The sequence below is a fragment of the Streptomyces sp. NPDC056144 genome (genome assembly GCF_042264145.1).
GTDB lineage: Bacteria > Actinomycetota > Actinomycetes > Streptomycetales > Streptomycetaceae > Streptomyces.
The window spans coordinates 942,183-968,291 of sequence record NZ_JBHJVF010000002.1; the positions used below are offsets into that span (position 1 = coordinate 942,183).

Here is a 26,109-nt window from a genome sequence, read left to right on the forward strand (position 1 = left end):
CCATGTACCGCACCCTCTTCAGCGCCAAGATCCACCGCGCCACCGTCACCCAGGCCGACCTGCACTACGTCGGCTCGGTCACCATCGACCGCGACCTGCTCGACGCGGCCGACCTGCTGCCGGGCGAGAAGGTCGCCATCGTGGACGTCACGAACGGCGCCCGTCTGGAGACGTACGTCCTGGAGGGCGAGCGCGGCAGCGGCGTCATCGGCATCAACGGCGCGGCGGCCCACCTGGTCCACCCCGGCGACCTGGTGATCATCATCGCGTACCAGCAGGTGCCGGAGTCCGAGGCGCGGGACTTCCTGCCCCGCGTGGTCCACGTCGACGCCGACAACCGCGTGATCCACCTCGGCGACGACGCCTCCGAGGCGCTCTCCGAGGGCGTCGAGCGGTCCCCGCTCGCGACGGGACGCCGGTGACGCCGGGAGCGGCCGCGGCCGCCGCCGGCCTCCGGGCCGAGGAGCCCTCCTGGGAGGACGCACCCGACGAGGAGACCGCCGAGGACCTGGCCGTCCACCGCTTCGCCTCCCTCGCCGAGGTCCCCGAGGACGTCTGGGCCGCCCTCTCCGAGGCCGACTCGCTGTACGTCAGCCGGCCGTGGAGCGAGGCCCTGACCCGCTCCAACCCGGCGCTGCCCGTCGCCTTCTGGGCCGTCGCCGGCCCGGACGGCGGCTGGCTCGCCGGGGCCCCCGTCCACCTCTTCGACGCGGCCCCGCCCAGCCCCACGTACAGCCCCTGGAGCCTGCACCCCGGGCTCGTCGAGGACGCCGACGCCGTCCGCGCCCTCCCGCACGCCCTCGTGGGCACCCGCAACGGCCAGGGCAACGGCCTCCTGTGGGCGCCCGGGGCGGCCGGTACGGAGCTCCGCGCGGCCGCCGTCACCGCGCTGGCCGCCGGAATCCGTGCCGCCCTGCCCGGCCACGCCGTCGTGTGGACGTACACGCCGCCCGCCCTGGCCCACCGCCTCGCCGAGGCGCTGCCCGGCGCGCGGGTCCTGTTCGCGGACACCACCGCCGAGCTCCGGGTCCCCGAGGCACGGGCGGAGAACGAGGAACCGGACTTCCTCGGGTCGGTACGGGCGAGCCAGCGGCGGCGCCTGCGCGCCGACCTGGCCGCGATCGCCGCGGCCGGCGGCCCGGTGGAGCCCGAGCTCGACCCGGAGGCCGTGGCCGGGCTGAGCGAGGAGCTCGCGCCCCTGCTCGGCCAGGTCATGGCCCGCCACGGCCACACCCCCGACGTCCCGGCCCTCGCCCGCTACCTGCGCGCGTGCGCCGCCCCCGACCTCCGCCCCGCCGCGTTCGTCGTCCGCGAGGAGGGCCGCGCGATCGCCTTCTCGCTGTGCGTGAGCCACGGGGACGAGATGTCGGTCCGCGTCTGCGGCCTCGACCACGAGGCCGTCGAGGCGCGCGGGGCCATGGACTACGCCCAGGTGTCCGTCCACGGCCCGGTCGCGCTCGCCGCCCGCACCGGCGTGCGCCGGATCGACCTCGGCGTCGGGACGCTCGACGCCAAGCTCATGCGCGGGGCCCACCCGCGCGCCCTGGCGACCGTCGTGTCGCTGCCGTCGGACGGCGGCCACGCGCTGCTGCCCGGCCTCGAACTCGCCCGTCTGCCGCTCCTGGTGGAGCAGAGCCGGGTGCTCGCCGCCCGCCGCCCCGAGGGTTGGAGTGACCTTGAGGACTGACGAACGGTGCGCCCCCGCGGCGGCCCCCACCCGCCCGTGGGACGACTTCAACCGTTTCTGGCTCAGCCAGTCGTGCGCCCAGACCGCCGGCCAGGTGCTCTACTACGCGTACCCGCTGATCGCCGCCGCGCTGCTCGGCCTCGACCCGGCCGAGATCGCGATCACCACCTCGCTCCAGTTCCTGCCGACGCTCGTGATGACGCCGATCGGCGGCATGATCGTCGACCGGGTCAACCGGCGCGTCCTGCTGCTCGTCTGTCACCTGGGCCGGGCCGCGCTGCTGGCCCTGGCGGCGGTGCTCGCCGCGGGCGGTCAGCTGTCGACGCCGCTGTTCTGGGTGCTGGTGACGGCCACCGGCGCGATCTCCTCCGTGGCCGACCTGACCACCCTCGCGGTGATCCCGCAGGTCTCCCCGAAGGGCGAGATCCTGGCGGCCAACTCCAAGATGCAGCTGACGCTGTCGGTCGCCCAGGTCGTCGGACCCGCGGTGGCCGGTGTGCTCATCGGGCTGTCCGGCGCGGGCGTCCTGGGCGCCATCGCCGCCGTGTTCACGCTCGGCGCGGTCCTGAGCCTGCGGGCGCGGCTGCACCTCGGCGAGCGGGTGACCACCGCCGAGTCGTGGTGGTCGCGCTTCACCCGGGGCGCGCGCGTCGTGCGGTCGAGCCCGCTGCTGCGGGCCCTGCTCGTCCAGGGCGGTCTGTTCAACTTCTTCGAGCAGGCGCTGATCACCCTGTACCTGATCCACGCCCTGCGGGTGCTCGGCATGTCGACGACGACGGTCGGCCTGCTGCTCGGCGTCGGCGCCTTCGGTTCGGTGGCGGGCGCGGCGGCGGCCTCGAAGCTCGCGACGCGGATGAAGCGGACCCACGTCATGGCCTGGGCCATGGGCTTCGCCTCCCTTGCGCCGTGCGCGCTGCCGCTGTCCCCTGCGGGTGCCCCGTACCTGGCGGCGGCCCTCGCGGCCCTGGCCTTCTTCGCGTACGGCGTCGGGCTCACGGTCTTCAACGTGCACTCGATCGCCATCCGGCACGAGAGCGTGGCGGCCGAGTACCAGGGCCGGGTCGGCGCGGTCTACCGCTTCTTCGCCTTCGGCGGTACGGCCCTGGGGGCGGCCTTCGCGGGCTGGCTGACGTCCTGGTTCACGCCGGACACGGCGATGTGGATCCCGTGCGTGGGCCTGGTGGCGGCGCTGCTGCTCTTCGTCCGCTCGCTGGGGCGGCTGCCCGAGGCCGGTTAGGACAGGCCTTATGCCCCGGGGAGCGTGTCCTGCACCACTTCGTGGCGGCGGGTGCGGATGTCGGGTCCGGCCGGGTGGAGCTTGGCGTCGCAGGTCGGGCCCAGGCCGGTGCGTCGGGAGTCCGCGCCGGTCAGGGGACGGCCGCAGAGGCGGCACCACACCCGGGCCGGCCCTTCGGCGGGTGCGGAATCGATCGCGAGGTCCAGTGGTTCGTCTCCCATGGTGTGATCCAACCCTATTTCCGTGTTTCCGACGAGGAGCAGCCCATGAGCCTGTACGACATTCCGCTGAAGACCCTGACCGGCGAGCCGGTCTCGCTCGCCGACTACCGGGACCACGCGGTCCTCGTCGTGAACGTGGCGTCGAAGTGCGGTCTGACCCCGCAGTACGCGGGTCTGGAGCGGCTGCAGAAGGCGTACGGGGAGCGCGGCTTCACGGTGCTCGGCGTGCCCTGCAACCAGTTCGCGGGCCAGGAGCCGGGGAGCGCGGAGGAGATCGCGACCTTCTGCTCGGCGACGTACGGCGTGTCCTTCCCGCTCCTGGAGAAGACGGACGTCAACGGGGCGGAGCGGCACCCGCTCTACTCGGAGCTGACGAAGGTCGCGGACGCCGAGGGCGAGGCCGGGGACGTCCAGTGGAACTTCGAGAAGTTCCTGATCGGCCGGGACGGGCAGGTCACCCGCTTCCGTCCGCGCACCGAGCCGGAGGCCGCCGAGGTCGTGGCGGCGATCGAGGCGCAGCTCGCCTGACGTACGCCCTCTCGCCGAAACGGCCCGCCCCTGACCGGGGGCGGGCCGTTCGCGTCATACGGCCCTGGGGCGCAGCCGGCAGCGGGCCGGGCCCTGCGGGGTGAGGGTGATCGCGACGGTGACGGGGACCTCGGTGTCGACGGCCTCGACGTCATACTTCTGGAGCATCATCGCGAGGGCGATGACGGACTCCAGCATGGAGAAGTGCTGGCCTATGCAGGCCCGCGGGCCGCCGCCGAAGGGGTACCAGGCGTACCGGGGGCGGGCGGCCTCCGCCTCGGGCGTGAAGCGGTCGGGGTCGAAGGTCTCCGGGTCGTCCCAGTAGTCGGGGTGCCGGTGGGTGACCCAGGAGGCGACGATGACGTCCGCTCCGGCGGGGATGTGCACACCGTCGACCTCGGTGGCCTCCACGGAGCGGCGGCCGATGGCCGGGGCGGCCGGGAAGAGCCGCATCGTCTCCTTGAGGACCCGGGTGACGTACGGCAGGGCGTCCAGGTCGGCGGCGTTCGGCGTCCGGCCCGCGAGGACCGTGTCCACCTCCTCCTGGGCCCGCTTGAGGACCTCGGGGTGGCGGCCGAGGAGGTGGAGGGCGAAGCCGAGCGAGGTCGCGGTCGTCTCGTGCCCGGCGAGCAGGAAGATGAGGACCTGCTCGCGCAGCTCGGTGGCGTCGAAGCTGCCGTCCTCGGCGCTCTCCGCCTCGGCGAGGAGGGTGAGGAGGTCCTGTCCCTCGCCGTCGGCCCGGCCGGTGTCGCGGCGGGCGGCGATGATGCGGTCGCAGACCTCGTACAGCGCCCGGTGGACGGCGGCGGCCTTGCGGTTGCCGGGGGTGGGCCACTGGCGCGGGATGGTGACCGGGGAGTAGCCGCGGCTCAGGACGTACTGGCCGAGCTCGGGGAAGCTGCGCTCGACGATGTCCACGGCCTCGTCGACGTCGGTGCCGAAGAGGATGCGGGCGACGGCCCGCAGCGCGAAGCGGGTCATCTCGTGGAGGACGTCGACGACCTCGGCGCCGCCCTCGCGCCACTCGTCCATGAGGGTGGTGACCTCGGTGGCGACGGCGGCGGCGTAGCCGTCGACGCGGCGCTTGGTGAAGAGGGGCTGGACCAGTCGGCGCTGGCGGAGGTAGTCCTCGTCCTGGCTGGTGAGCAGGCCGTTGCCGAAGGACTCGCGGATCTCCTGGTAGAAGGCGTTGTCCTTGCGGAAGTTGGCGGACTGCGTGGCGAGGACCTGCTGGGCGCCCTCGGCGGAGAACACGCCGTAGACGGTGGCGCGGATTCCGGGCGGGCCGGCGGTGATGCGGACGACGTCGCCGTGCTCGCGGTAGGCGCGCAGGAAGGTGCTGAGGGAGTCCTTCTTGAGTTCGAACATGGAGCCGAGCAGCGGGAGTCCCGCGAGCTCGGGCGCTTCGGCTGGAGTGGTGGTGGCCATGATCGCTTCCCCCTGGTCGGTCACCGGTCGGCGCCTGGACGGCACCTGGTCGTCACCGGCTGGGCGATTCTGCCTCAGCCCCTGACCTGCCGACAGGGCGCACTGAACTCCCGTCCGATTAAGAGGGGTTGGTCCGCGGCGTTACGTCCGGAAGGCGACTGTCAGTGGCATCTGAGAGGCTCGTCGCATGGACCGACCCGAGCTCAGCCTGCAGCTGACCATCGACTGCGACGACCCGCAGCGCCTCGTGCCCTTCTGGATCGACGCCCTGCGGTACGTCCCCGATCCGCCGCCGGGCGGGCACGCCAGCTGGCGGGAGTACTGGCGGGCGATCGGCGTGCCCGAGGAGGAGCTCGGCGAGGACGCCGGGGAGCTGCCGGAGTCGATCGTGGACCCGAAGGGCGTGGGCCCCCGGGTCTGGTTCCAGCACGTCCCCGAGCCCAAGACCGTGAAGAACCGCCTGCACCTCGACCTGAAGGTCGGCGGCGGGCGCGAGGTGCCTCTCGCGGTGCGCCGGGAGCGGGTGGACGGCGAGGTGGCCCGGCTGACGGCGATCGGCGCGACCGTGCTCTACACGATGGACGAGCCGAACGGCATGGACTACTACGCGGTGGTGCTCCAGGACCCGGAGGGCAACGAGTTCTGCATCGTCTGAGAGGGGGCGTGTCCGCCCCCTCTCAGCCTCTCAGCCTCTCGCCGTCTCGCCGCCTCGCCGTGCGGCTACTTGGCCAGCGCGCGGCTGATGACCATGCGCTGGATCTCGCTGGTGCCCTCGAAGATCGTGTAGATCGCCGCGTCGCGGTGCATCCGCTCGACCGGGTACTCGCGGGTGTAGCCGTTGCCGCCGAGGATCTGGATGGCCTGGCCGGTGACCTGCTTGGCGACCTCACTCGCGTACAGCTTCGACATGGAGCCCTCGGCGGAGGTGAAGGGCTTGCCGGCGGTCGCCATCCAGGAGGCGCGCCAGACGAGGAGGCGGGCCGCGTCGATCTGGGTGCGCATGTCGGCGAGCTGGAAGGCGACGCCCTGGTTCTCGATGATCGGGCGGCCGAACTGCACGCGGGTCTTCGCGTAGTCGAGGGCGACCTCGTACGCGGCACGGGCGGTGCCGACGGCCATGGCGCCGACGGCGGGGCGGGAGGCCTCGAAGGTCGCCATGGCGGCGTTCTTCACGCCCGCGCCGCCGCCCTGCTTCGCCTTCTCGCGGGCACGGGCGAGGCGCTCGTCGAGCTTGTCCTTGCCCCCGAGGAGGCAGTGGCCGGGCACGCGGACCTGGTCGAGGACGACCTCGGCGGTGTGGGAGGCGCGGATGCCGTGCTTCTGGAACTTCTGCCCCTGGGAGAGGCCGGGGGTGTTCGGCGGGACGATGAAGGAGGCGTGGCCGCGGGAGCCGAGCTCGGGGTCGACGACGGCGACGACGACGTGGACGTTGGCGATGCCGCCGTTGGTCGCCCAGGTCTTGGTGCCGTTCAGGACCCACTCGTCCTTGGCCTCGTCGTAGACGGCCCGGGTGCGCATGGCGGCGACGTCGGAGCCTGCGTCGGGCTCGGAGGAGCAGAAGGCGGCGACCTTCACGTCGTTGGCGTCGCCGTACATCTGCGGGACCCAGGTGCCGATCTGCTCCTCGGTGCCGTTGGCGAGGACGCCGACGGCGGCGAGGCCGGTGCCGACGATGGACAGCGCGATGCCGGCGTCGCCCCAGAAGAGCTCCTCCATCGTCATCGGGACGCCGAGGCCGGTCGGGTCGAAGAACTGCTGGGCGTAGAAGTCGAGGGAGTAGATGCCGAGCTTGGCGGCCTCCTGGATGATCGGCCAGGGGGTCTCCTCACGCTCGTCCCATTCGGCGGCCGCGGGGCGCATGACATCGGCGGCGAAGCCGTGCAGCCAGTCGCGGACCTGCTTCTGGTCGTCGTTGAGTTCGAGCGTGAACTCGGTCATCGTTCCCTCCCCAGCAGACGTTACTTGCGGTAACGTCAGTCTGTTACCGGCGGGTACGGGCTGTCAACCTGCGGCGGAGCGGTTCGGACGGCTCGGCGCCGAACGGCGTGCGGGTGTTACTTTGCGACAGCCTCACGGAATCGCACGGGCGGGGAGAGACGCTATGGACATCACACACCGGACCACCGACCAGCAGAAGCCCGCCGAACAAAGGCGGCGCGAACTGCTGGAGGCGGCGGACCGGGTGGTGCTCCGGGACGGGCCCAAGGCCTCGATGAACGCCATCGCGGCGGAGGCCGGCATCACCAAGCCGATCCTCTACCGGCACTTCGGCGACAAGGGCGGCCTCTACCGGGCCCTCGCGACCCGCCACACCGACGCGCTCCTCTCGGCGCTCCGCGCCTCGCTCGACGCCCCCGCCGACCGGCGCCGCCGCGTCGAGGCCACGCTCGACACCTACCTCGCCTCGATCGAGGCCATGCCGCAGGTCTACCGCTTCCTCATGCACCCCGCGGAGGAGACGCACCAGACCGAGCAGGGCTTCGACGTGGGCCGCCACTCGGCACCGCTGCTGCGCCGCATGGGCGAGGACCTCGGCCAGGTCATCGCCGAGCGCGTCGACCTCGGCCCCGCCGCCCAGACCCAGGCCCGGATCTGGGGGCACGGCATCGTCGGCATGATGCACGCGGCGGGCGACTGGTGGCTCGGCGAGCGGCCCTGCTCGCGGGCCGAGCTCGTCACCAGCCTCGCCGACCTGCTCTGGGGCCGCCTGGCCCTGGCGGACGACCGCCCCGGCGGGCCGGGCTTCTGACCCGTACGCCTTCCGCCCCGTAGGGAGCCCGTACGCCTTCCGAGCCGTGGGGAGAACGCGTACGGGAAGGGCTCAGGCGATGCGGTCGGCGCCGCTCCCCCACGGCTGCTTGCGCACCGCGCGCAGCAGGCGTGACTTGCGCCACCCCGTCACGTGATCGGCGTAGACCCCGCCCTCCAGGTGGTCGGTCTCGTGCTGGAGGCAGCGGGCGAAGAAACCCGTGCCCTCGATCCGTACCGGCGTCCCGTCGATCCGTACCCCTTCCACGACCGCGCGGTCGAACCGGGGCGTCGGCGCTTCGAGGCCCGGCAGGGAGAGACAGCCCTCCGGGCCCGGGATCACGTCGCCGTCGGCCGCGACGAGCGTCGGATTCACCACATGGCCCAGGTGGCGGACGTCCTCGTCGTCCGGGCAGTCGTAGACGAAGACCCGCAGCCCCACGCCGACCTGGTTCGCCGCCAGACCCACGCCGTTCGCCGCGTACATCGTGGCGAACATGTCCTCGACGAGCCGGGCCAGTTCGGGTCCGAAGTCGGTGACGGGCTCGCAGGGCGCGTGCAGCACGGGGTCGCCGAGCAGAGTCATCTCTCGCACGAGGCCGGAACTGCCGGGGATGGGGCGATTTCGCATGGCCGTAAGGGTACGGTCCGCCGCCACCAGGCTGTTTATCACCCTTCAGGACGGTGCCGCTGTTCGGGCTGCTGGCCGGATCTCGATAGGCTGAGCCCGGACCGACGCAAGGAGGAACAAGAACGATGTCAGGACACCCCGGTAATCCAGAGCCGCTGTCGCCGCGCGCCAAGCTGGCCGTGACGGCGGGCAAGGCCGCGGCCGCGGTGTCGCGGGCTGCGGGGCGCGGCAGCGGATCGGTGATCGGCGGCCGGGTGGCGCTCAAGCTCGACCCGGACCTCCTCGGTCGGCTCGCGCAGCATCTGGACGTCGTCCTGGTGTCGGCGACCAACGGCAAGACGACGACGACCCGGCTCATCGCCGAGGCCCTGCGCGCCAGCGGCCCCGTGGTCTCCAACGCCCTCGGCGCGAACATGCCCGCGGGCATCACCTCGGCGCTGGCCGGCGGCTCGGACGCCAAGTACGGCGTCATCGAGGTCGACGAGAAGTACCTCGCCGGCGTCGCCCGCGACACCACGCCCAAGGCCATCGCGCTGCTCAACCTCTCCCGCGACCAGCTCGACCGCGCCGCCGAGACGCGGATGCTCGCCGAGAAGTGGCGCGAGGGGCTCAACGGCACCAAGGCCGTCGTCATCGCCAACGCCGACGACCCGCTGATCGTGTGGGCCGCCTCCTCCTCGCCGAACGTGGTGTGGGTCGCCGCCGGCCAGGAGTGGAAGGACGACGCCTGGTCGTGCCCCGCCTGCGGCGGTGTGATGCAGCGTCCGGGCGACGACTGGTTCTGCGGCGAGTGCGGCTTCCGCCGTCCCGCGCCGAGCTGGGCGCTCTCCGGCGACCACGTGCTCGACCCGCACGGCTCCGCCTGGCCGATCCGGCTCCAGCTGCCCGGCCGCGCCAACAAGGCGAACGCCGCCACCTCGGCGGCCGTCGCCGCGGTCTTCGGCGTGCCGCCGCAGGTCGCCCTGGAGCGCATGTACCAGGTGCAGGCCGTCGCCGGACGCTACGACGTGGTCAACTTCCAGGGCCGCGACCTGCGTCTGCTGCTCGCGAAGAACCCGGCCGGCTGGCTGGAGACCTTCTCCCTCATCGACGGGCCGCCCGCTCCGGTGATCCTCTCCGTCAACGCCCGCGGCGCCGACGGCACGGACACCTCCTGGCTGTGGGACGTGGACTACGGCCGGCTCGCCGGCCACCCGATCATGGTGATCGGTGACCGGAAGCTGGACCTCGCGGTCCGCCTGGAGGTCGCGGGCGTGGACTTCCGCGTGTGCGAGACGCTCGACGAGGCCGTCGCGATGGCCCCGCCCGGACAGATCGAGCTCATCGCCAACTACACCGCCTTCCAGGACGTCCGCCGCCGCGTCGGCAACTGACCCGCAAAGGACTTGCAGCATGAGTGACAGCAGCCTGCGCCTGGTCTGGGTCTACCCGGATCTGCTCAGCACCTACGGCGACCAGGGCAACGTCCTCGTCGTCGAGCGCCGCGCCCAGCAGCGCGGTCTCCACGTCGAGCGCGTCGACGTCCGCAGCGACCAGCCCGTCCCGACCTCGGGCGACATCTACCTGATCGGCGGCGGCGAGGACCGGCCCCAGCGGCTGGCGGCCGAGCGGCTGCTCCGCGACGGCGGTCTGAGCCGGGCGGCGTCGAACGGCGCGATCATCTTCTCGGTCTGCGCCGGGTACCAGATCCTGGGCCACGAGTTCGTCAACGACGTCGGCGAGCGCCAGGCGGGCCTCGGCCTGCTCGACGTGACGACCGTCCGCGGCGAGGGCGCCCGGTGCGTCGGCGACGTCCTCGCGGACATCGACCCGCGCCTCGGCCTGCCCCAGCTGACGGGCTTCGAGAACCACCAGGGCGTCACCCACCTCGGCCCGACGGCCCGGCCCTTCGCCCGGACCGTCTTCGGCAACGGCAACGGGACCGGCGACGGCACCGAGGGCGCGTACAACGACACCGTCTTCGGTACGTACATGCACGGCCCCGTCATGGCCCGCAACCCGCAGGTCGCGGACCTGCTCCTGAAGCTGGCCCTCGACGTGAACGCGCTGCCGCCGGCCGACGACCGGTGGTACGAGGCGCTGCGCGCCGAGCGCATCGCGGCGGCGACGCAGCCCTCCTGAGGCCTCGCGCGTCCTCCGTGCCCCGCAGTGGACCCCTCGTACACCCGTACGTTGTCCACTGTGCGGACAGCCGGTTCGGCCCCGCCACCCTGCGGCGATAGGGTGGCGGGGATCCAGCCGGACGACGTGGTCCGGGAGTCGGCCCACGTTGCAAAGGTTTTTGGGCTATGCGCATTGGCGTGCTCACCTCCGGCGGAGACTGCCCCGGTCTGAACGCTGTCATCCGTTCCGTCGTGCACCGCGCCGTCGTCGACCACGGTGACGAGGTCATCGGCTTCCACGACGGGTGGAAGGGTCTCCTGGAGTGCGACTACCGCAAGCTGGACCTGGAGGCCGTGAACGGCATCCTGGCCCGCGGCGGCACCATCCTCGGATCCTCCCGGGTCCAGCCCGCGCACCTGGTCGGCGGCGTCGAGACCGCCCGGGGCCACGTCGCGGACCTCGGCCTCGACGCGATCATCCCGATCGGCGGCGAGGGCACCCTCAAGGCGGCCAACCTCCTCTCCGAGGCGGGTCTGCCCATCGTCGGCGTCCCGAAGACGATCGACAACGACATCGCCTCCACCGACGTCACCTTCGGCTTCGACACGGCCGTCACCGTCGCCACCGAGGCCCTCGACCGGCTGAAGACCACCGCCGAGTCCCACCAGCGGGTCCTGGTCGTCGAGGTCATGGGCCGTCACACCGGCTGGATAGCGCTCCAGTCCGGCATGGCCGCCGGCGCGCACGCCGTCGTCGTCCCCGAGCGCCCCTTCGACATCGCGGAGCTCGCCGCCCGCGTCGGCGCCCGCTTCGAGGCCGGCAAGCGCTTCGCCATCGTCGTCGTCGCCGAGGGCGCGAAGCCGCGCGAGGGCACGATGGACTTCAAGAGCGCCGGCACCGACATCTACGGCCACGAGCGCTTCACCGGCATCGCCAACCAGCTCTCCGCCGAGCTGGAGCACCGCCTCGGCAAGGAGGCCCGCCCGGTCATCCTCGGCCACGTCCAGCGCGGCGGCACCCCCACCGCGTACGACCGCGTCCTCGCGACCCGCTTCGGCTGGCACGCGGTGGAGGCGGCGCACCGCGGCGAGTTCGGCATGCTGACGGCGCTGCGCGGCACGGACATCGTCATGGTCCCGCTCGCCTCGGCCGTGGAGTCCCTGAAGACGGTCCCGGCCGACCGGTACGCCGAGGCGGAGTGCGTGCTCTGACCACGCTCCGACGGAGTGCTCCGGCGACTCCCCTGCGTGACAACCGCCCCCGGTCGCCTTCGCGGCCGGGGGCGGTTCTAGTCTGGTGCGGACAACAAGCGCGAATCGGGCTCCAGGAGTAAGCAGATGGATCACAGCGGGCACGGCATGACGATGGATCTGCCGCCGTTCACGCTGGGTCGGGCCCTGGAGTTCTCGCCCGACCTCTTCTTCCTGATCGGCTGCCTCGCGGCACTCGGTCTCTACGGCTGGGGCGTGGCGCGGCTGCGGCGGCGCGGTGACGCGTGGCCGGTCAGCCGGACGGTCTTCTTCACCGTCGGCGTGCTCACCATCGCCCTGGTGATGTGCACCAAGCTCAACGACTACGGCATGGTCATGTTCAGCGTGCACATGGTGCAGCACATGGTGATCTCCATGCTGTCGCCGATCCTGCTGCTGCTCGGCGCTCCGGTGACGCTGGCGCTCCGCGCGCTGCCGGTCGCGGGCCGGGGCTCCCTGGGGCCGCGCGAGCTGCTCCTGAAGCTGCTGCACAGCCGGTACATGCGGATCATCACGCACCCGGCGTTCACGATCCCGATGTTCATCGCGAGCCTGTACGCGCTGTACTTCACGCCGCTCTTCGACTTCCTCATGGGCTCGAAGCCCGGGCACATCGCGATGATGGTGCACTTCCTCATGGTCGGCCTGGTCTTCTTCTGGCCGATCATGGGCGTCGACCCGGGCCCGCACCGGCCCGGCTACGTGATGCGGATGCTGGAGCTCTTCGCGGGCATGCCGTTCCACGCCTTCTTCGGCATCGCGCTGATGATGGCCAGCGAGCCGATGATCAAGACATACGCGAACCCGCCTGCCTCGCTCGGCATCGACGCCCTCGACGACATGCACGCGGCGGGCGGCATCGCCTGGGCGTTCAGCGAGATCCCGTCCGTGCTCGTCCTGATCGCCCTGGTCTACCAGTGGTACCACTCCGAGCAGCGGCAGGCGGTCCGGCTGGACCGGGCCGCCGACCGGAACGGCGACAAGGAGCTGGAGGCGTACAACGCGTACCTGGCCTCGCTCAGGACGGGCAGCGGCAGCCGCTGACCCCGCCCCCCGCCCTCACGGACCGCCTTCCGGGTCCGGTGCCGACATCGGCGCCGGGCCCGGTTCGCGTTCCCGGGGAGTGGCGGGCACCCCTCCGGTCGCGTCACGATGGGCTGGACGGCCCGTTCGGCCCGGGCCGGGAGGAGGGCGGACCGATGTCCGGTGCCACGAAGACGATGGCGGCGACCACCGGTGCGGCGCTGCTGCTCACGACGGCCTACACGGTCGCCCTCGGCAGCAGCGGCTGGCTCTGGTTCTGTCTGATCCTGCTGGTGGTGGTGACGATCGGGATGGCGGCGGCGGACGACTCCGCACCGGCGTCGTCCCCGCGCCCCCGTACCCCGGGCGGTCCCGGCACGTCGCGGCCCTGAGCCCCGGCGGCCCCGAGTCCCCCCGCGGCCCTGAGCGCCCGGCCCCGGCACCGCGGGTTCAGTCCGTCGCGCCCTGCGTCCGGCGGGCGTAGGCCCGGGCCGCGCGGGCGCGGTCGCCGCAGCGCACCGAGCACCAGTGACGTCGGCCGTGCCGGAGCAGGTACCGGTTGCAGGGGGGCGATCCGCAGGCGGTGAGGCGTTCGGCGTCGGGGCCGGTGAGCAGGTCGGCGGCGTCGGCGGCGAGGACGGCGAGGGCGTGCTCGACGATCTGGGTCGTCGGGTGGGAGGTCTCGCGGTGCAGCCCCCTGGTCGGGTCCCAGCGCAGCAGGGGGGCGGACGGGGCCCGGGTGAGCGCGTCGTTGAGCGCGGTGAGGGCCGAGGCCGGGGCGGGCGCTCCGGCGAGGTGCGCGGCGAGCAGGACGCGGATCTGCTCGCGCAGCGAGCGGACGAGGCTCGCGCAGAACTCCTGCATGCCGGTGTCGGCCGGGGCCAGGCCGCGCTCGACGAGCCACCGCTCGGCGTCGGCGGGCGTGCCGAGGAGGTCGGTGTGGTGGCCGCCGGGTGCGACGACGGCGCTGTTGGCGAGGTCCAGCGAGGGGTACTGCTCGGCGCCGGGCGCGGGCGGCAACGGTTCCACGATCACGTTCTCCTTCATCTCTCTCATGGTACGGCTTGTGCTGATCCGTGAGAACTCCTAGAGTCACGGATAACGAAGCTCCTATCCGTGAGGTTTTCCATGGCTGACCAGAGCTCCACCCCCAGCGCCTCCGCTTCCTTCCCCGTCCGCGTCTTCGGCGGCCCGACCGCCCTCTTCGAGTACGGCGGGCTTCGCTTCCTGACCGACCCCACCTTCGACGCCCCCGGCGAGTACCCCACGCCCGTCGGCGCCCTGGTGAAGACCGCTCCCGCCACCGGCACGCCCGAGGACCTGGGGCGCGTCGACGTCGTCCTGCTCTCCCACGACGAGCACCCGGACAACCTCGACGTCTCGGGCCGCGCCCTGCTCGCCGGGATACCCCGCACCCTGACCACCCCCGGCGGCGGAGAGCGGCTCGGCGAGCGGGCCACGGGCCTCGCCGACTGGGAGGCGGTCGAGCTCGACCGCCCCGGCGGCGGCACCGTCACCGTCACCGCGGTCCCCGCCGTGCACGGGCCCGGCGCCCGGGAGGACGTGGAGCCGATCTCCGGCCAGGTCGTGGGCTTCGTCCTGACCGGCGAGGGACTGCCCTCGGTCTACGTCAGCGGTGACAACGCCTCCCTCGACGCGGTCAAGGAGATCGCCGCACGCTTCGGGCCCGTCGACACCGCCGTCCTCTTCGCGGGCGCCCCCCGCTTCTCCGTCCTCTACGGCGGCGAGACGCTCGTCCTCGACAGCGCCCAGGCCGCCGAGGCGGCCGGGATACTCGGCGCCCGCCGGATCCTCCCGGTCCACTACGACAGCTGGGCGCACTTCACCGAGGGCCGTGACGAGCTGGTCGCCGCCTTCGACGCCGCGGGCCTGGCCGACCGGCTCGACCTGGGCGACCGTTCTTGAACACCCCCTAGCCGCGCGGCGCGAGGACGATCCAGGTCTGCCCCGGCGCGAGGGCGAGCGGGGCGCCGGCCGGGGTGGTGAACGTCGTTCCCGAGGCCGCCGTGGGCCGGGACCAGCGGGCCTCGTACGAGCGGCCGTCGCGCAGCACCAGGGCCGTACCGCTGCCGACGGTCTCGGTGTACGGGGAGACCGAGCCGAACTTGTCATGGTACCGCGACGGGCGGATCGTGACGCGCTGGACGACGACCGTCTCCGGGGTGAGCGGCCCGGAGTCGGTGGCGCGGGCCTCGCGGCCGTCCATGGCCACCCGCCAGGCGCGGTCGGCGGCCGACCACGTGAAGGTGTAGCGGGCGGCGGGGAAGCGGACGGTCGAGGTGGGAGCCGCCGTGCCGCCCGTGTCCGGGGCGGGCCCGAAGCGGAGTCCGATGTCCCGGGCCTCCGAGGCGTCCGGGGCGGTGGCGAGCGCCGCGGCGGGCCGCAGGTAGAGGTTGTGCGGGGCCGGCCGGGCCGGGGAGCGCAGGAACGCCCCGGGGTGCGTGGTCTCGGTGACGAGGTGCGGCGGCGCCGCCTCCAGGAGGGGGTTGAGGGCGGACTGGGCGCCCGAGTAGGCGAGGACCGGCGCCCCGAAGGGCGCGAGGAGGGCGATGTCGGACTCGCGGGCGCTGCGGACGGGGCCGGTGCGTTCGGGGAGGTCGCCGGAGTAGACGGCGAGGAGGCGGGTGACGCCGCCCTCGACCTGTTCGACGTAGACGAGGTCGGCGGAGCCGAGCCCGGTCTGCGGGCGGGCCGCCGTCACGTTGTCGATCTTCACGGCGAGGACCGGGGCGGGCTCGGCGGGGAGGCCGGTGAGCGGGGACGTCCCGGACGGTATCCCCGAGGGAGTGGTGGGGGCGCTGCTGGTCGCCGGTGGCGGTGGAGACGGTTCCGGTCGCGTCGGGGCCGGATCCGAGCAGCCGTACAGCCCGGCCGCCGTCAGCGCGCAGAGGAGCGCGGTGAGGGCGCGGCCGGGGCGTCTGGCTCCGCGCTCGCCCGTCATCATGACGCTCCCCCACCAGTGGACCACGGGCCCCGGGGCGGATACAACGGCCTTGACGACGGCGAAGAGACGACCGACCGACCGACGACGACGGGGGCCGCTGTGTTCTACCAGTTCATGAAGTACGTGCTGCTCGGTCCGCTCCTGCGGCTGCTCTTCCGGCCGCGGATCGAGGGGCTCGAACACGTCCCGGAGGAGGGGGCCGCGATCATCGCGGGCAACCACCTCTCCTTCTCCGACCACTTCCTGATGCCCGTCGTCCTCGACCGGCGGATCACCTTCCTCGCCAAGCAGGAGTACTTCACGGGGCCCGGGATCAAGGGCCGGCTGACGGCCGCCTTCTTCCGGGCCGCCGGGCAGATCCCGGTGGACCGCTCGGGCAAGGAGGCCGGGCAGGCCGCGATCCGCGAGGGGCTCGGCGTCCTGGCCAAGGACGAACTCCTCGGGATCTATCCCGAGGGGACCCGCTCGCACGACGGCCGGCTCTACAAGGGCAAGGTCGGGGTGGCGGTGATGGCGCTGACCGCCGGGGTGCCGGTGGTGCCGTGCGCGATGATCGGCACCTTCGAGATCCAGCCGCCGGGAAAGGTCGTGCCGAGGATCCGCCGGGTCACCATCCGCTTCGGCGCCCCGCTGGACTTCTCCCGCTTCGCGGGGCAGGAGGGCGAGCGGGCCGTGGTGCGGGCGGTGACCGACGAGATCATGTACGAGATCCTGCGTCTCTCGGGCCAGGAGTACGTGGACGAGTACGCGGCCGTCGTGAAGGCGGCGGAGGCGGAGGGCGGCGCCCCCGCCCGAAAGTTCCCGCGCCGCCGACGCTGAGGGCGGATCCGCGCACGGCGCAATCCCTTGGGCGTCCGGATCCGGCCGCCGTAGCGTCTCGATCATGACCAAGGGACACGCGTTCGTGCTGGGTGCGACGGGACAGGTGGGGAGGGCGTCCGTGCGGGCGCTGCTCGCGGACGGCTGGGAGGTGACGGCCGCCTCGCGGGGCGGCGTCAGGGACGAGGGGTGGCCGGACGAGGTCCGGACGGTGCGGCTCGACCGTACCGAGGAGGGGGCGCTGGCGGCCGGGCTGGGCGAGGGCGCCGACGTGCTGGTCGACATCGTCGCGTTCGACGAGGGGCACGGCCGGCAGCTGACGGGCCTGGCCGGCCGGATCGGCTCGGCGGTCGTGGTGTCGAGCTGCGCGGTGTACGAGGACGACCGGGGGCGCAGCTTCGACACCCAGGCCGAGCCGGACGGCTTCCCCGCCTTCCCGGTGCCGGTCGCGGAGGACTGGCGGACGGTCGCCCCGGGCGACAGCTCGTACAGCACCCGGAAGATCGCCCTGGAGCGGGAGCTGCTGGGGGCGGGCGACGCGCTGCCGACGACGCTGCTGCGCGCGGGCGCCATCCACGGTCCGTACAGTCCCGGCCCGCGCGAGCTGTGGTTCGTGAAGCGCGTGCTCGACGGGCGGCGGGTGCGCCCGCTCGCGTACGGCGGCGCCTCGCGCTTCCACCCGGTGCACGTGGACAACCTCGCGGAGCTCGTACGGCTCGCGGCGGCGAACCCGGGAAGCCGGGTCCTGAACGGCGGGGACCCCGAGGCGCCGACGGTGGCGGAGATCGGGGCGGCGATCGACGCGGTGATGGGGGTGGAGGGCGAGTCGGTGCTGATCGAGGGCGCTCCGCCCGGCGATCTCGTGGGGGCGACGCCGTGGACGGCCCCGCACTCCGTCGTCCTCGACATGGCGGCGGCGGAGCGCGAGCTCGGGTACCGGCCGGTCGTGTCGTACGCGGAGTCGCTGCCGGAGACGGTCACCTGGCTCACCGCGCACCTGGGCGACCGGGACTGGCGGGAGGCCTTCCCGGGCCTCGCCAAGTACCCGCTCGACCTCTTCGACTACGCGGCGGAGGACGCCTGGCTGGCGGAGCACCGGGGCTGAGCCGGTACGCCGGGGCTGAGCCGGTACGCCGGGGCTGAGCGGGGACGCCGGGGCTGAGCCGGTACGCCGGGAGGGGGCGGCCGTCGGACGGCCGCCCCCTCGGGTCACGCTCGCACCGTGGTTACGGCTTCGGCGTGGCGTGCGGGGCGCAGGTCTGGTCCGTGGCGTCCAGCTTGCCGCCGACCAGGTAGGCCTCGACCTTGGTGTTGAGGCACGGGTTCAGGAGGTTGGTGATGCCGTGCGAGCCGGCGTCCTTCTCCGTGATGAGGCGCGAGCCCTTGAAGCGCTTGTGGAGCTCGACCGCGCCGGCGTACGGCGTGGCGGCGTCGCGCTCGGACTGGGCGATGAGCACCGGCGGCAGGCCCTTTCCGGTCTTCACCTGGACCGCGGTCTGGCGCGGCGCGGACCAGGTCGCGCACGGCAGGTTCATCCAGGCGTTCGACCAGGTCATGAACGGGTACTGCTCGTGGAGCCGGCTGTTGTCCCGGTCCCACTTCTTCCAGCTCGTGGGCCAGCGGTTGTCGTTGCACTCGACCGCGGTGTAGACGGCGTTGCCGTTCTCGGCGGAGGTGTTGCCCGCGACGTCGGTCGGGTCCGAGGCGGCCGAGTCGATCAGCGGCTGCGGGTCACCGGCGGCGTACGCGCTCCACGCCTCCGCGACCGGCTTCCACATGGAGTCGTAGTACGGGGCGTTCTGGAAGAAGCCGACGAGCTCGGCCGGTCCGACCTTGCCGCCGAGCGGCGCCTTCTTGGCGGCGGCGCGCAGGGTCTCCCACTGCTGCCGGACCTCCTCGTAGGTGTCGCCGAGGTGGTAGGCGGCGTCGTTCTGGGCGACCCAGGTCATCCAGTCCTTGAGGCGGCCCTCGAAGGCGATGTCCTGGTCGAGGTTGACCTCGTACCAGATCTTGCGGGTCGAGGGGTTCACGACGCTGTCGAGGACCATGCGGCGGACGTGGCTCGGGAAGAGCGTGCCGTAGACGGCGCCGAGGTAGGTGCCGTACGAGACGCCCACGTAGTTGAGCTTCTTCTCGCCGAGCGCGGCACGGACGACGTCGAGGTCGCGCGCGGTGTTGAGGGTGTTGATGTACGGCAGGATGTCGCCGCTGCGCTCGACGCAGCCGTCGGCGTACTCGGCGGCGAGCTTGCGCTGCGCGCGCTTGTCGGCCTCGGTGTCCGGGACCGGGTCGGCCTTCGGGCCCTTGACGAACTCGGTCGGGTCGGCGCAGGAGATGGGCGCCGAGTGGCCGACACCGCGCGGGTCGAAGCCGACGAAGTCGTAGGCCTTGGCGGTGTTCGCCCAGATCGCGTTCTTGGTGGTGACGCGGCGCGGGAAGCGGAGGCCGGAGCCGCCGGGGCCGCCCGGGTTGTAGAGCAGCGCGCCCTGGCGCTCGGCGGGGGTGCCGGTGGCGCCGATGCGGTCGACGGCGATCTTGATCTTCTTGCCGTTCGGCTTCGCGTAGTCGACGGGGACGGTGACCCAGCCGCACTGGATCGGCTTCTCCAGGCCCCAGTCCTCGGGACAGTCCTGCCAGTCGATGCCGCTCTGCGCGGCCCTCGCGGCGGCGACGGCGACGCCGATCGACTCGGCGTCGCGCAGCTGCCGGTTGCTGTCGGCGTTCGCCGCCGGGGCGGCGAGCGCGCCCACGACGAGCGTGCCCGCTATGAGCGTGCCGGCCGAGCCGAGCGCAGCAGTACGTCTCAAGGGTCCTCCCCCAGAAGGTGAATGTCTGTTCGGGGGATCCTGCTTCCTCGCGACATATGAGGAAAGGGCGTACACCTGTTTCGCGTGTTTCTTTACCGAACCCATACCGGAGATCGCTGTACCGCTGAGCGGACACCCCTCCTGGAGGCCAGCGACCTTCAGAGCGGGGCGAGTTCGGCGAGAGCCGCGTCGAGGAGCCGGCGCAGCGCGAGGGCGTCGGCGGCGACGGCGGTGACGAGGGCGGCGGGTCCGGCGAGCGGCGCGATCACGGCGTTCTCCCCGAGAAGCCGTGCTTCCACCGGTTTGTCCGCGAAGTCGGGGTCGACGACGAGGAGTTGCCCGGTGGCCCGGTGGCCGCCGAGGACGGCACCGCCGTCCCACCCGCCGGGCGCCCCCGGCCCGTACGCCAGTTCCTGGTCGAGCAGCGGCCGTCCGGCGCGGCGGACGGTGAGCCGGGCCGCGAGCGTGCCGGGCGGTTCCCCGTGGCGGCCGAGGACCTGCTCCTCGCGGAGCACCAGCCGGGCCGTGGCGGCGAGGTCGACGGTGGTGCGCGTGCGCAGGTCGGAGCCGTCGGCGGAGACGAGCTGCTCGGGGAGCCAGCGGAGCACCGCCCCCTCCCCCACCGTCATTCGCAGCTCGTACGCGGCGGGCTCGCGCTCGCGCCCCGGCAGGGCGATCGTGGCGGCGGCCGCGTCGACGAGGAGCCTGGCCCCGTCCCGTACCTCCGTCTCGATCGCGAGCCGGTCGCCGCCGAGCGGGGCGCTCATCGCCCCGACGACGGTGACCCGGGTGTACGGCTCCGGGCCCCGGGTCCGGCGCAGGGCGAGGGGCCCGGCGCTCTCCAGGACGGGCAGGCTGCCGTCGGCCTCGGCGGCGAGGCGGGCGGTGGCGCGCAGGCTCATGCGACCCAGGCGGCGAGCTTGGCGCGGACCCAGGCGGCGACGGGTCCGACGCCGTTCTCGGCGCGCAGCGAGGTGAAGGCGACGGGCAGCTCGCCGCGCTGCTCGGCCGCGTCGCGGGCCATGCGCTCCAGGTCGGAGCCGACGTAGGGGGCGAGGTCGGTCTTGTTGACGACGAGCAGGTCGGCGGTGGTGACACCGGGGCCGCCCTTGCGGGGGATGTCGTCGCCGCCCGCGACGTCGATGACGAAGATCTGGGCGTCGACGAGGCCCTTGGAGAAGGTGGCGGTCAGGTTGTCGCCGCCGGACTCGACGAGGATCAGGTCGAGCGGACCGACCGACTCCTCCAGTTCCTCGACGGCTTCGAGGTTGGCGGAGATGTCGTCGCGGATCGCGGTGTGCGGGCAGGCGCCGGTCTCGACGGCCTGGATGCGCTCGGGCGGCAGGACGGCGTTGCGGAGCAGGAACTCGGCGTCCTCGCGGGTGTAGATGTCGTTGGTGACGACGGCGAGCGAGAGGGTGTCGCGCAGCTCCCGGCAGAGGGCGGCGACGGTCGCGGTCTTGCCGGACCCGACGGGCCCGCCGAGACCGATGCGGAGCGCGCGGCGGGTGCCGTCGGGGCGGTGGGCGTCGGCGGAGACGGCGCCGTGGTGGTGGTCGTGGCCGTGGTCGAGGTGCATGGGGCGGCTCCCTGGGATCGGAGGGCTAGGAGGCGAAGAGGCGTACGGGCCAGTTCGCGTGCTGTTCGGCGGTGAGGTCGAGCAGGGGCGCGGACGCGGCGGGGAGCGCGTCGACGCCCTCCCGCGCGGCCTCCGCCGCCCGCTCGGCGACCCGGTCCATCTCGGGCGCGAGGCGGGCGAGGACGGCGGTCGCCTGGTACGGGTCGAGGCCGAGGAGGCGTACGGCGGCGGTGGCGGGGCCGCCGACCGTCTCGTACGCGACACAGTGGGCGGCGTCCTCCGGCCCGAGTCCGGCGGCCCTGGCGGTGACGCCGAGGACGACGGGCTGGTGGGCACCGCGCGGGAAGGCGGCGGCGAGCGCGTCGAGTTCCGGGCTCGGCCAGGCGGCCCGCGCCGCCCGCATCAGCTGGCGGCCGAGCCGGCGGGCGGCGGCCCGGAGGGCGGGTGAGGGCGTCCGGGCGTCGGCGGCGGCGTCGAGCGCGTACGGGTCGAGTCCGCGCGCGGCTCCGGCGGCGAGTCCGGCGGAGGTGAGGCCGGTCGTGTGCAGCCGGCCCCGGCAGAAGGCCTCCAGGTCGGCGGCGTCCTTGAGCCGGCCGGCCTTGACGGCGGCCTCGGCGCCGCCGGAGTGGGCGTGCCCGCCGGCGGGGAACCGCCCGTCGGCGAGCACGAGGAGCGCGGAGCGTGACGTGGGCGGCATCAGAACAGGAAGTAACGCTGGGCCATGGGCAGTTCGACGGCGGGTGCCGGTTCGACCGGCTCGCCGTCGATGGTCACCGTGAAGGTGTCGGCGTCGACCTCGACCCGGGGCAGGGCGTCGTTCTCGCGCATGTCCGCCTTGGTGACGCGGCGGGTGGAGCGGATGGCGGTGAACTCCTTGCCGACGCCGAGCCGTCGCGGCAGGTCGTCCTCGATGGCGGCCTCCGCCACGAAGTTGACCGACCCGGCCTGCGCCGCCTTGCCGAGCGCGCCGAACATCGGCCGCGGCATGACCGGCTGGGGCGTCGGGATGGAGGCGTTGGCGTCACCCATCTGCGCGTACGCGATCTGGCCGCCCTTGACGACGAGCTGCGGCTTCACGCCGAAGAAGGCGGGGTCCCAGAGCACGAGGTCGGCCAGCTTGCCGGTCTCGACGGAGCCGACGAGGTGGTCCATGCCCTGCGCGACGGCCGGGTTGATCGTGTACTTGGCGACGTACCGGCGGGCCCGGTGGTTGTCGGCACGGCCGTCGCCGGGGAGGGCCCCGCGCCGCCGCTTCATGACGTGGGCGGTCTGCCAGGTCCGCATGACCACCTCGCCGATCCGGCCCATGGCCTGGGAGTCGGAGGAGATGATCGAGATGGCGCCCAGGTCGTGCAGGACGTCCTCGGCGGCGATGGTAGAGGGCCGGATGCGGGACTCGGCGAAGGCGAGGTCCTCGGGGACGGCCGGGTTGAGGTGGTGGCAGACCATCAGCATGTCGAGGTGTTCCTCGATGGTGTTGACGGTGTGCGGCCGGGTCGGGTTGGTCGAACTGGGCAGGATGTAGGGCTCGGAGACGACCGTGATGATGTCGGGCGCGTGCCCGCCGCCCGCGCCCTCCGTGTGGTACGCGTGGACGGTGCGGCCCGCGATGGCGGCGAGGGTCGAGCCGACGAACCCGGCCTCGTTGAGGGTGTCGGTGTGGATGGCGAGCTGGGCGCCCGTCTCCTCGCAGACGCCCAGGCAGGCGTCGATGACGGCGGGGGTCGCGCCCCAGTCCTCGTGGATCTTGAACCCGAGGGCACCGCCGCGCAGTTGGGAGTGCATGGCCTCCCGGGACATGGTGTTGCCCTTGCCGAGCAGCCCGATGTTGACCGGGAAGGTGTCGAGGGCCTCGAACATCCGGGCCAGGTGCCAGGGCCCGGGGGTGATCGTGGTCGCCTTGGTGCCCTCGGCCGGTCCCGTGCCGCCGCCGACGAGGGTGGTGACGCCGGTGGCGAGGGCCTGGTCGACGAGGGTCGGGGTGATGAAGTGGACGTGGGCGTCCACGGCTCCGGCGGTGAGGATCTTGCCGTTGCCGACGATCACCTCGGTCTCGGGGCCGATGACGAGGTCGGGGTGGACGCCGTCCATGGTGTCGGGGTTGCCGGCCTTGCCGATACCGGTGATCCGGCCGTCGCGGATGCCGATGTCGGCCTTGACGACTCCCCAGTGGTCGAGGACCACGGCACCGGTGATGACGGTGTCGGGGGCGCCCTCGGCGCGGGTGGTGCGGGCCTGGCCCATGGACTCGCGGACGACCTTGCCCCCGCCGAAGACGGCCTCCTCGCCGGCGCGGCCGGGGCCGCCGCAGCGGTCCTCCTCGATCTCGACGAGCAGGTCGGTGTCGGCGAGCCGGATGCGGTCGCCGGTGGTGGGGCCGAACAGGTCGGCGTAGACGGCGCGGTGGAGGTCAGGCACGGGGGGCTCCGTTCGGGTCCTGTTCGAGCGGGCCGGTCTGCCGGTCCTGCGGGCTCCCGTCCAGCGGGCCCGCGGTCTCGCCGCGCAGGCCGGGGACGATCCTGCGGCCCGCGATCGGGACCAGTTCGACCTCGACGGGGATGCCGGGCTCGAAGCGGACGGCGGTCCCGGCCGCGATGTGCAGCCGCAGCCCGTGCGCGGCGGCGCGGTCGAATTCCAGGCCGGGGTTGACCTCGGCGAAGTGGTAGTGGGAGCCGACCTGGACGGGCCGGTCGGCGGCGTTGAGGACGGTCAGCCGGGTGACCGGGCGCCCTTCGTTGAGGGCGACGGGCCCGTCCGCGTACAGGATCTCTCCGGGGATCATCGGCGGCCGCCCGTCAGACGATCGGGTCGTGGACGGTGACGAGCTTGGTGCCGTCCGGGAAGGTGGCCTCGACCTGGACGTCGTGGATCATCTCGGGGATGCCGTCCATGACCTCGTCGCGGGTGAGCACCTTGCGGCCGGAGGCCATGAGTTCGGCGACGGTCCGGCCGTCGCGGGCGCCCTCCAGGATGTGGGAGGTCAGGAGGGCGACGGCCTCGGGGTGGTTGAGTCTGAGACCCCGGGCACGGCGCTTCTCGGCCACGTCGGCCGCGACATGAATGAGCAGGCGTTCCTGTTCGTGCGGGCTCAGTTGCACTCTTCCACCTCACAGTCGTCGACCGGGAAGACACCCGGACAGCCGCGGACCCTACTCGCCATCAACAGAGTGTTGAACTGCGAGGAAGCGGTGTGCGGCCGGACATTGCACGTTAGGGCGGAAGTTTTTCCGGCTCGTTAACTCCGGCTTTGCGTTTTGATGATCATCGGGCCGGATCGCCCGGCCGCTCGCTCAGGCCGGGTCGACGGTCATCGACATCAGGCCACGCAGCCCGTCCTCCAGGACCTCGACGGAGACGTCGCCGAAGAGCGCCTGCTGGGCGATGAAGCCCTGCGCGGTGGCGACGAGGGTGCGGGCCACGTGGTCGGCGGGGACGTCGGCGGCGAGGATGCCGGACTCGCGGTAGGCGGTCACGAGCCGGGCCCAGGCGACGCGCATGCCGTTGTAGCCCTCGGAGAGCGTCTTCGCGAGCTCCTCGTTGCGCAGGGTCTCGGTCCAGACCTGGATGATCAGGCGCGCGAAGGCCTGCCGGTCGGCGCCGGCGATCCGGGTGTCGAGGAAGAGCCGGATGACGGCCCCGAGGAGGACGTCGGGGGTGGGCGGCGGGGTGGCGCGGGCGGCCTCCTCGAAGGCGGCGCGGATCGAGGCGAAGGCCTCGGTCGCGATGGCCCCGATCAGCTCCTCCTTGCCGCGGAAGTAGCGGTAGACCGCGCCCGCGGAGAGGCCGACCTCGGCGAGGACGTCCTGCATGGACGTGGCGTGGAAGCCGTTGCGCGCGAAGCAGCGCGCGGCGCCGTCGAGGATCTGACGGCGGCGGGCGTCGAGGTGTTCCTGCGAGACACGAGCCATGCCCTCCAAGCTAAAACGAATGTTCATTCTTGACAAGCGCGACGTGCGGGCGCACAGTGGGCCTCCGTAAAACGAACGATCCTTCTCTTTAACTTCGCCTGGAGGCCGGCATGACCGCCACCACCGCCCCCGCTTCCGCCGGATGGCGCCGAGCGCTCACCGTGCTCGTCCTGATCCCGACCGTGGCCCTGCTGGTCCTGTCCGCCTTCGCCTGGCCCGCCGCGCGGGTCGCGCCCCGCGACCTCCCGGTCGGCGTGGCCGGACCGGCCGCCGCGGCCGGCGCCGTCGAGCAGGCGCTCGGGCGGCACGAGGGGGCCTTCGAGATCCACCGGTACGCCGACGAGGGCGCCGCCCGCGCGGCCGTCGAGAACCGCGATGTATACGGAGCGGTGGTCGTCGGCTCCGGCGGCACCGAGCTGCTGACCGCCTCCGCGGCGAGCCCCGTCGTCGCCGGACTGCTGCGCGAGGCGGTCGGGGCCCAGGCGCCCGGCGGCGCCCCGGTCCAGGTGACGGACGTGGTCGCCACCCCCTCGGGCGACCCGCGCGGGGCCGTCCTCGGCGCGAGCCTCCTCCCCCTCGCCCTGGTCGGCGCGGCCACCGGCGTCGCCACCGTGCTGCTCGGTCTGCGCGGGGCCCGGGCCGCCACCGCCCTCACGGGCGCGGCGGCACTCGCGGGGATCGTCGGCGCGACGCTCGCCCACAGCTGGCTCGGCGCGCTGGCCGGGAACTGGTGGGCCGAGGCCGGAGTCCTCGGCCTGACGGTCCTCGCCATCGCCTCGGCGTTCGCGGGCCTCGCCACCCTCCTCGGCAAGCCGGGCTTCGGCCTCGCGGCGGTCCTGACGATCCTGCTCGGCAACGCCTTCTCGGGGATGTCCAGCGCTCCGGAGCTCCTCCCCACGGGCATCGGCCTCATCGGCCAGTGGCTCCCGCCGGGCGCCGCCGGTTCGGCGCTCCGCTCCGTCTCCGCCTTCGACGGCGCGGCCGCGGCCGGCCCGCTCCTCGTCCTCGCCCTCTGGGCGGCGGCGGGCCTGACGGCGACCCTGCTCGGCGCCCGCCGCCGAGCGGCGACCACCCCCACCCCGGTCACGGCTCCGGCCCCGGCGCTCGCGGGCTGAGCCCGTACCCGGACATGCGGACGGCCGCGTACCCCGCCCTCTCACGAGGCGGGGTACGCG

Annotated in this window: 29 protein-coding genes; 15 read left to right on the forward strand and 14 right to left on the reverse strand. The window is 73.2% G+C overall.

Going from position 1 to position 26,109, the window contains the following annotated elements; genetic code table 11:
- The first annotated feature begins 2 nt into the window (after positions 1–2).
- The 3 genes from panD to ACFC0Z_RS10705 are packed head-to-tail and all read left to right on the forward strand — an operon-like array spanning position 3 to position 2,924.
- Positions 3–422, forward strand: a complete 420-nt coding sequence (gene panD, locus ACFC0Z_RS10695) for an aspartate 1-decarboxylase (RefSeq protein WP_360808677.1) — start codon at positions 3–5, stop codon at positions 420–422.
- Complete coding sequence (locus ACFC0Z_RS10700) at positions 419–1,687, forward strand: GNAT family N-acetyltransferase (protein WP_376434953.1); 1,269 nt, start codon at positions 419–421, stop codon at positions 1,685–1,687. The genes panD and ACFC0Z_RS10700 overlap by 4 nt, the downstream gene beginning before the upstream one ends.
- On the forward strand, positions 1,677–2,924 hold the full coding sequence (locus ACFC0Z_RS10705) for an MFS transporter (RefSeq protein ID WP_376434955.1): 1,248 nt from the start codon (positions 1,677–1,679) through the stop codon (positions 2,922–2,924). Before ACFC0Z_RS10700 ends, ACFC0Z_RS10705 begins: the two co-directional genes overlap by 11 nt.
- Positions 2,925–2,932: 8 nt before the next feature.
- Here the strand turns inward: ACFC0Z_RS10705 and ACFC0Z_RS10710 are convergent, their stop codons facing one another.
- Positions 2,933–3,145 carry a DUF6011 domain-containing protein gene (locus ACFC0Z_RS10710; RefSeq protein ID WP_376434957.1) on the reverse strand — a complete coding sequence of 71 codons (213 nt, stop codon included), beginning with the start codon at positions 3,143–3,145 and terminating at the stop codon, positions 2,933–2,935.
- Between the two features lie 45 nt (positions 3,146–3,190).
- Here ACFC0Z_RS10710 and ACFC0Z_RS10715 point away from each other — a divergent pair, with 45 nt between their 5' ends.
- On the forward strand, positions 3,191–3,673 hold the full coding sequence (locus tag ACFC0Z_RS10715; protein ID WP_376434959.1) for a glutathione peroxidase: 483 nt from the start codon (positions 3,191–3,193) through the stop codon (positions 3,671–3,673).
- Positions 3,674–3,727: 54 nt separating this feature from the next.
- On the opposite strand, the gene ACFC0Z_RS10720 is transcribed toward ACFC0Z_RS10715, so the two are convergent.
- Entirely contained in the window at positions 3,728–5,101 is a 1,374-nt protein-coding gene (locus tag ACFC0Z_RS10720) for a cytochrome P450 (protein ID WP_376434961.1), read from the reverse strand.
- Positions 5,102–5,288: 187 nt separating this feature from the next.
- Between ACFC0Z_RS10720 and ACFC0Z_RS10725 the strand changes: the two genes are divergently transcribed.
- Positions 5,289–5,756: a VOC family protein gene (locus ACFC0Z_RS10725; RefSeq protein ID WP_376434963.1), complete on the forward strand. Its 468-nt coding sequence runs from the start codon at positions 5,289–5,291 to the stop codon at positions 5,754–5,756.
- Positions 5,757–5,821: 65 nt separating this feature from the next.
- On the opposite strand, the gene ACFC0Z_RS10730 is transcribed toward ACFC0Z_RS10725, so the two are convergent.
- Positions 5,822–7,039: an acyl-CoA dehydrogenase family protein gene (locus tag ACFC0Z_RS10730; protein ID WP_376434964.1), complete on the reverse strand. Its 1,218-nt coding sequence runs from the start codon at positions 7,037–7,039 to the stop codon at positions 5,822–5,824.
- A 163-nt stretch (positions 7,040–7,202) separates the two neighbouring features.
- Between ACFC0Z_RS10730 and ACFC0Z_RS10735 the strand changes: the two genes are divergently transcribed.
- A complete protein-coding gene (locus ACFC0Z_RS10735; protein ID WP_376434965.1) occupies positions 7,203–7,850 on the forward strand; it encodes a TetR family transcriptional regulator in 648 nt (215 codons plus the stop codon).
- A gap of 72 nt (positions 7,851–7,922) precedes the next feature.
- Here ACFC0Z_RS10735 and def read toward each other — a convergent pair whose 3' ends face one another.
- Complete coding sequence (gene def / locus ACFC0Z_RS10740) at positions 7,923–8,480, reverse strand: peptide deformylase (protein WP_376434967.1); 558 nt, start codon at positions 8,478–8,480, stop codon at positions 7,923–7,925.
- 125 nt (positions 8,481–8,605) lie between these two features.
- Between def and ACFC0Z_RS10745 the strand changes: the two genes are divergently transcribed.
- The 5 genes from ACFC0Z_RS10745 to ACFC0Z_RS10765 all read left to right on the forward strand — a co-directional run bounded on the left by ACFC0Z_RS10745 (position 8,606) and on the right by ACFC0Z_RS10765 (position 13,248).
- Entirely contained in the window at positions 8,606–9,853 is a 1,248-nt protein-coding gene (locus ACFC0Z_RS10745) for a MurT ligase domain-containing protein (RefSeq protein ID WP_376434969.1), read from the forward strand.
- Positions 9,854–9,872: 19 nt separating this feature from the next.
- Entirely contained in the window at positions 9,873–10,601 is a 729-nt protein-coding gene (locus tag ACFC0Z_RS10750) for a type 1 glutamine amidotransferase (RefSeq protein WP_376434971.1), read from the forward strand.
- Between the two features lie 167 nt (positions 10,602–10,768).
- A complete protein-coding gene (locus ACFC0Z_RS10755; RefSeq protein ID WP_360808417.1) occupies positions 10,769–11,794 on the forward strand; it encodes a 6-phosphofructokinase in 1,026 nt (341 codons plus the stop codon).
- A 126-nt stretch (positions 11,795–11,920) separates the two neighbouring features.
- The gene (locus tag ACFC0Z_RS10760; protein ID WP_376434973.1) at positions 11,921–12,877 is read left to right on the forward strand and encodes a cytochrome c oxidase assembly protein; all 957 of its coding nucleotides are present in this window, start codon (positions 11,921–11,923) and stop codon (positions 12,875–12,877) included.
- Between the two features lie 155 nt (positions 12,878–13,032).
- Complete coding sequence (locus ACFC0Z_RS10765) at positions 13,033–13,248, forward strand: hypothetical protein (protein ID WP_376434975.1); 216 nt, start codon at positions 13,033–13,035, stop codon at positions 13,246–13,248.
- A gap of 58 nt (positions 13,249–13,306) precedes the next feature.
- Here ACFC0Z_RS10765 and ACFC0Z_RS10770 read toward each other — a convergent pair whose 3' ends face one another.
- Complete coding sequence (locus ACFC0Z_RS10770) at positions 13,307–13,912, reverse strand: CGNR zinc finger domain-containing protein (protein ID WP_376434977.1); 606 nt, start codon at positions 13,910–13,912, stop codon at positions 13,307–13,309.
- Between the two features lie 72 nt (positions 13,913–13,984).
- On the opposite strand from ACFC0Z_RS10770, the gene ACFC0Z_RS10775 reads away from it, so the two are divergent.
- Positions 13,985–14,782, forward strand: coding sequence for an MBL fold metallo-hydrolase (locus ACFC0Z_RS10775; protein ID WP_376434978.1), 798 nt, complete (start codon positions 13,985–13,987; stop codon positions 14,780–14,782).
- 7 nt (positions 14,783–14,789) lie between these two features.
- Here the strand turns inward: ACFC0Z_RS10775 and ACFC0Z_RS10780 are convergent, their stop codons facing one another.
- The gene (locus ACFC0Z_RS10780; RefSeq protein WP_376435087.1) at positions 14,790–15,818 is read right to left on the reverse strand and encodes a DUF3048 domain-containing protein; all 1,029 of its coding nucleotides are present in this window, start codon (positions 15,816–15,818) and stop codon (positions 14,790–14,792) included.
- 102 nt (positions 15,819–15,920) lie between these two features.
- Between ACFC0Z_RS10780 and ACFC0Z_RS10785 the strand changes: the two genes are divergently transcribed.
- Both ACFC0Z_RS10785 and ACFC0Z_RS10790 read left to right on the forward strand, forming a co-directional pair.
- Positions 15,921–16,640 carry a lysophospholipid acyltransferase family protein gene (locus ACFC0Z_RS10785; protein WP_376434980.1) on the forward strand — a complete coding sequence of 240 codons (720 nt, stop codon included), beginning with the start codon at positions 15,921–15,923 and terminating at the stop codon, positions 16,638–16,640.
- Positions 16,641–16,704: 64 nt separating this feature from the next.
- Positions 16,705–17,745, forward strand: coding sequence for an NAD-dependent epimerase/dehydratase family protein (locus ACFC0Z_RS10790; RefSeq protein WP_376434982.1), 1,041 nt, complete (start codon positions 16,705–16,707; stop codon positions 17,743–17,745).
- A gap of 121 nt (positions 17,746–17,866) precedes the next feature.
- On the opposite strand, the gene ACFC0Z_RS10795 is transcribed toward ACFC0Z_RS10790, so the two are convergent.
- The 8 genes from ACFC0Z_RS10795 to ACFC0Z_RS10830 form a co-directional block, all read right to left on the reverse strand.
- Positions 17,867–19,447, reverse strand: coding sequence for an alpha/beta hydrolase (locus ACFC0Z_RS10795; RefSeq protein WP_376434984.1), 1,581 nt, complete (start codon positions 19,445–19,447; stop codon positions 17,867–17,869).
- Positions 19,448–19,605: 158 nt separating this feature from the next.
- On the reverse strand, positions 19,606–20,349 hold the full coding sequence (locus tag ACFC0Z_RS10800; RefSeq protein ID WP_376434986.1) for an urease accessory protein UreD: 744 nt from the start codon (positions 20,347–20,349) through the stop codon (positions 19,606–19,608).
- Positions 20,346–21,026, reverse strand: a complete 681-nt coding sequence (gene ureG, locus ACFC0Z_RS10805) for an urease accessory protein UreG (protein WP_376434988.1) — start codon at positions 21,024–21,026, stop codon at positions 20,346–20,348. The genes ACFC0Z_RS10800 and ureG overlap by 4 nt, the downstream gene beginning before the upstream one ends.
- 25 nt (positions 21,027–21,051) lie before the next feature.
- Positions 21,052–21,723: an urease accessory protein UreF gene (locus ACFC0Z_RS10810; protein ID WP_376434991.1), complete on the reverse strand. Its 672-nt coding sequence runs from the start codon at positions 21,721–21,723 to the stop codon at positions 21,052–21,054.
- Positions 21,723–23,444: an urease subunit alpha gene (locus tag ACFC0Z_RS10815; RefSeq protein ID WP_376434994.1), complete on the reverse strand. Its 1,722-nt coding sequence runs from the start codon at positions 23,442–23,444 to the stop codon at positions 21,723–21,725. The genes ACFC0Z_RS10810 and ACFC0Z_RS10815 overlap by 1 nt, the downstream gene beginning before the upstream one ends.
- Positions 23,437–23,808, reverse strand: a complete 372-nt coding sequence (locus tag ACFC0Z_RS10820) for an urease subunit beta (RefSeq protein ID WP_376434997.1) — start codon at positions 23,806–23,808, stop codon at positions 23,437–23,439. Before ACFC0Z_RS10820 ends, ACFC0Z_RS10815 begins: the two co-directional genes overlap by 8 nt.
- Positions 23,809–23,821: 13 nt before the next feature.
- On the reverse strand, positions 23,822–24,124 hold the full coding sequence (locus tag ACFC0Z_RS10825; protein ID WP_376435000.1) for an urease subunit gamma: 303 nt from the start codon (positions 24,122–24,124) through the stop codon (positions 23,822–23,824).
- 192 nt (positions 24,125–24,316) lie between these two features.
- Complete coding sequence (locus tag ACFC0Z_RS10830; protein ID WP_376435003.1) at positions 24,317–24,934, reverse strand: TetR/AcrR family transcriptional regulator; 618 nt, start codon at positions 24,932–24,934, stop codon at positions 24,317–24,319.
- 110 nt (positions 24,935–25,044) lie between these two features.
- On the opposite strand from ACFC0Z_RS10830, the gene ACFC0Z_RS10835 reads away from it, so the two are divergent.
- Entirely contained in the window at positions 25,045–26,049 is a 1,005-nt protein-coding gene (locus ACFC0Z_RS10835) for an ABC transporter permease (protein WP_376435005.1), read from the forward strand.
- Positions 26,050–26,109 lie beyond the last annotated feature (60 nt).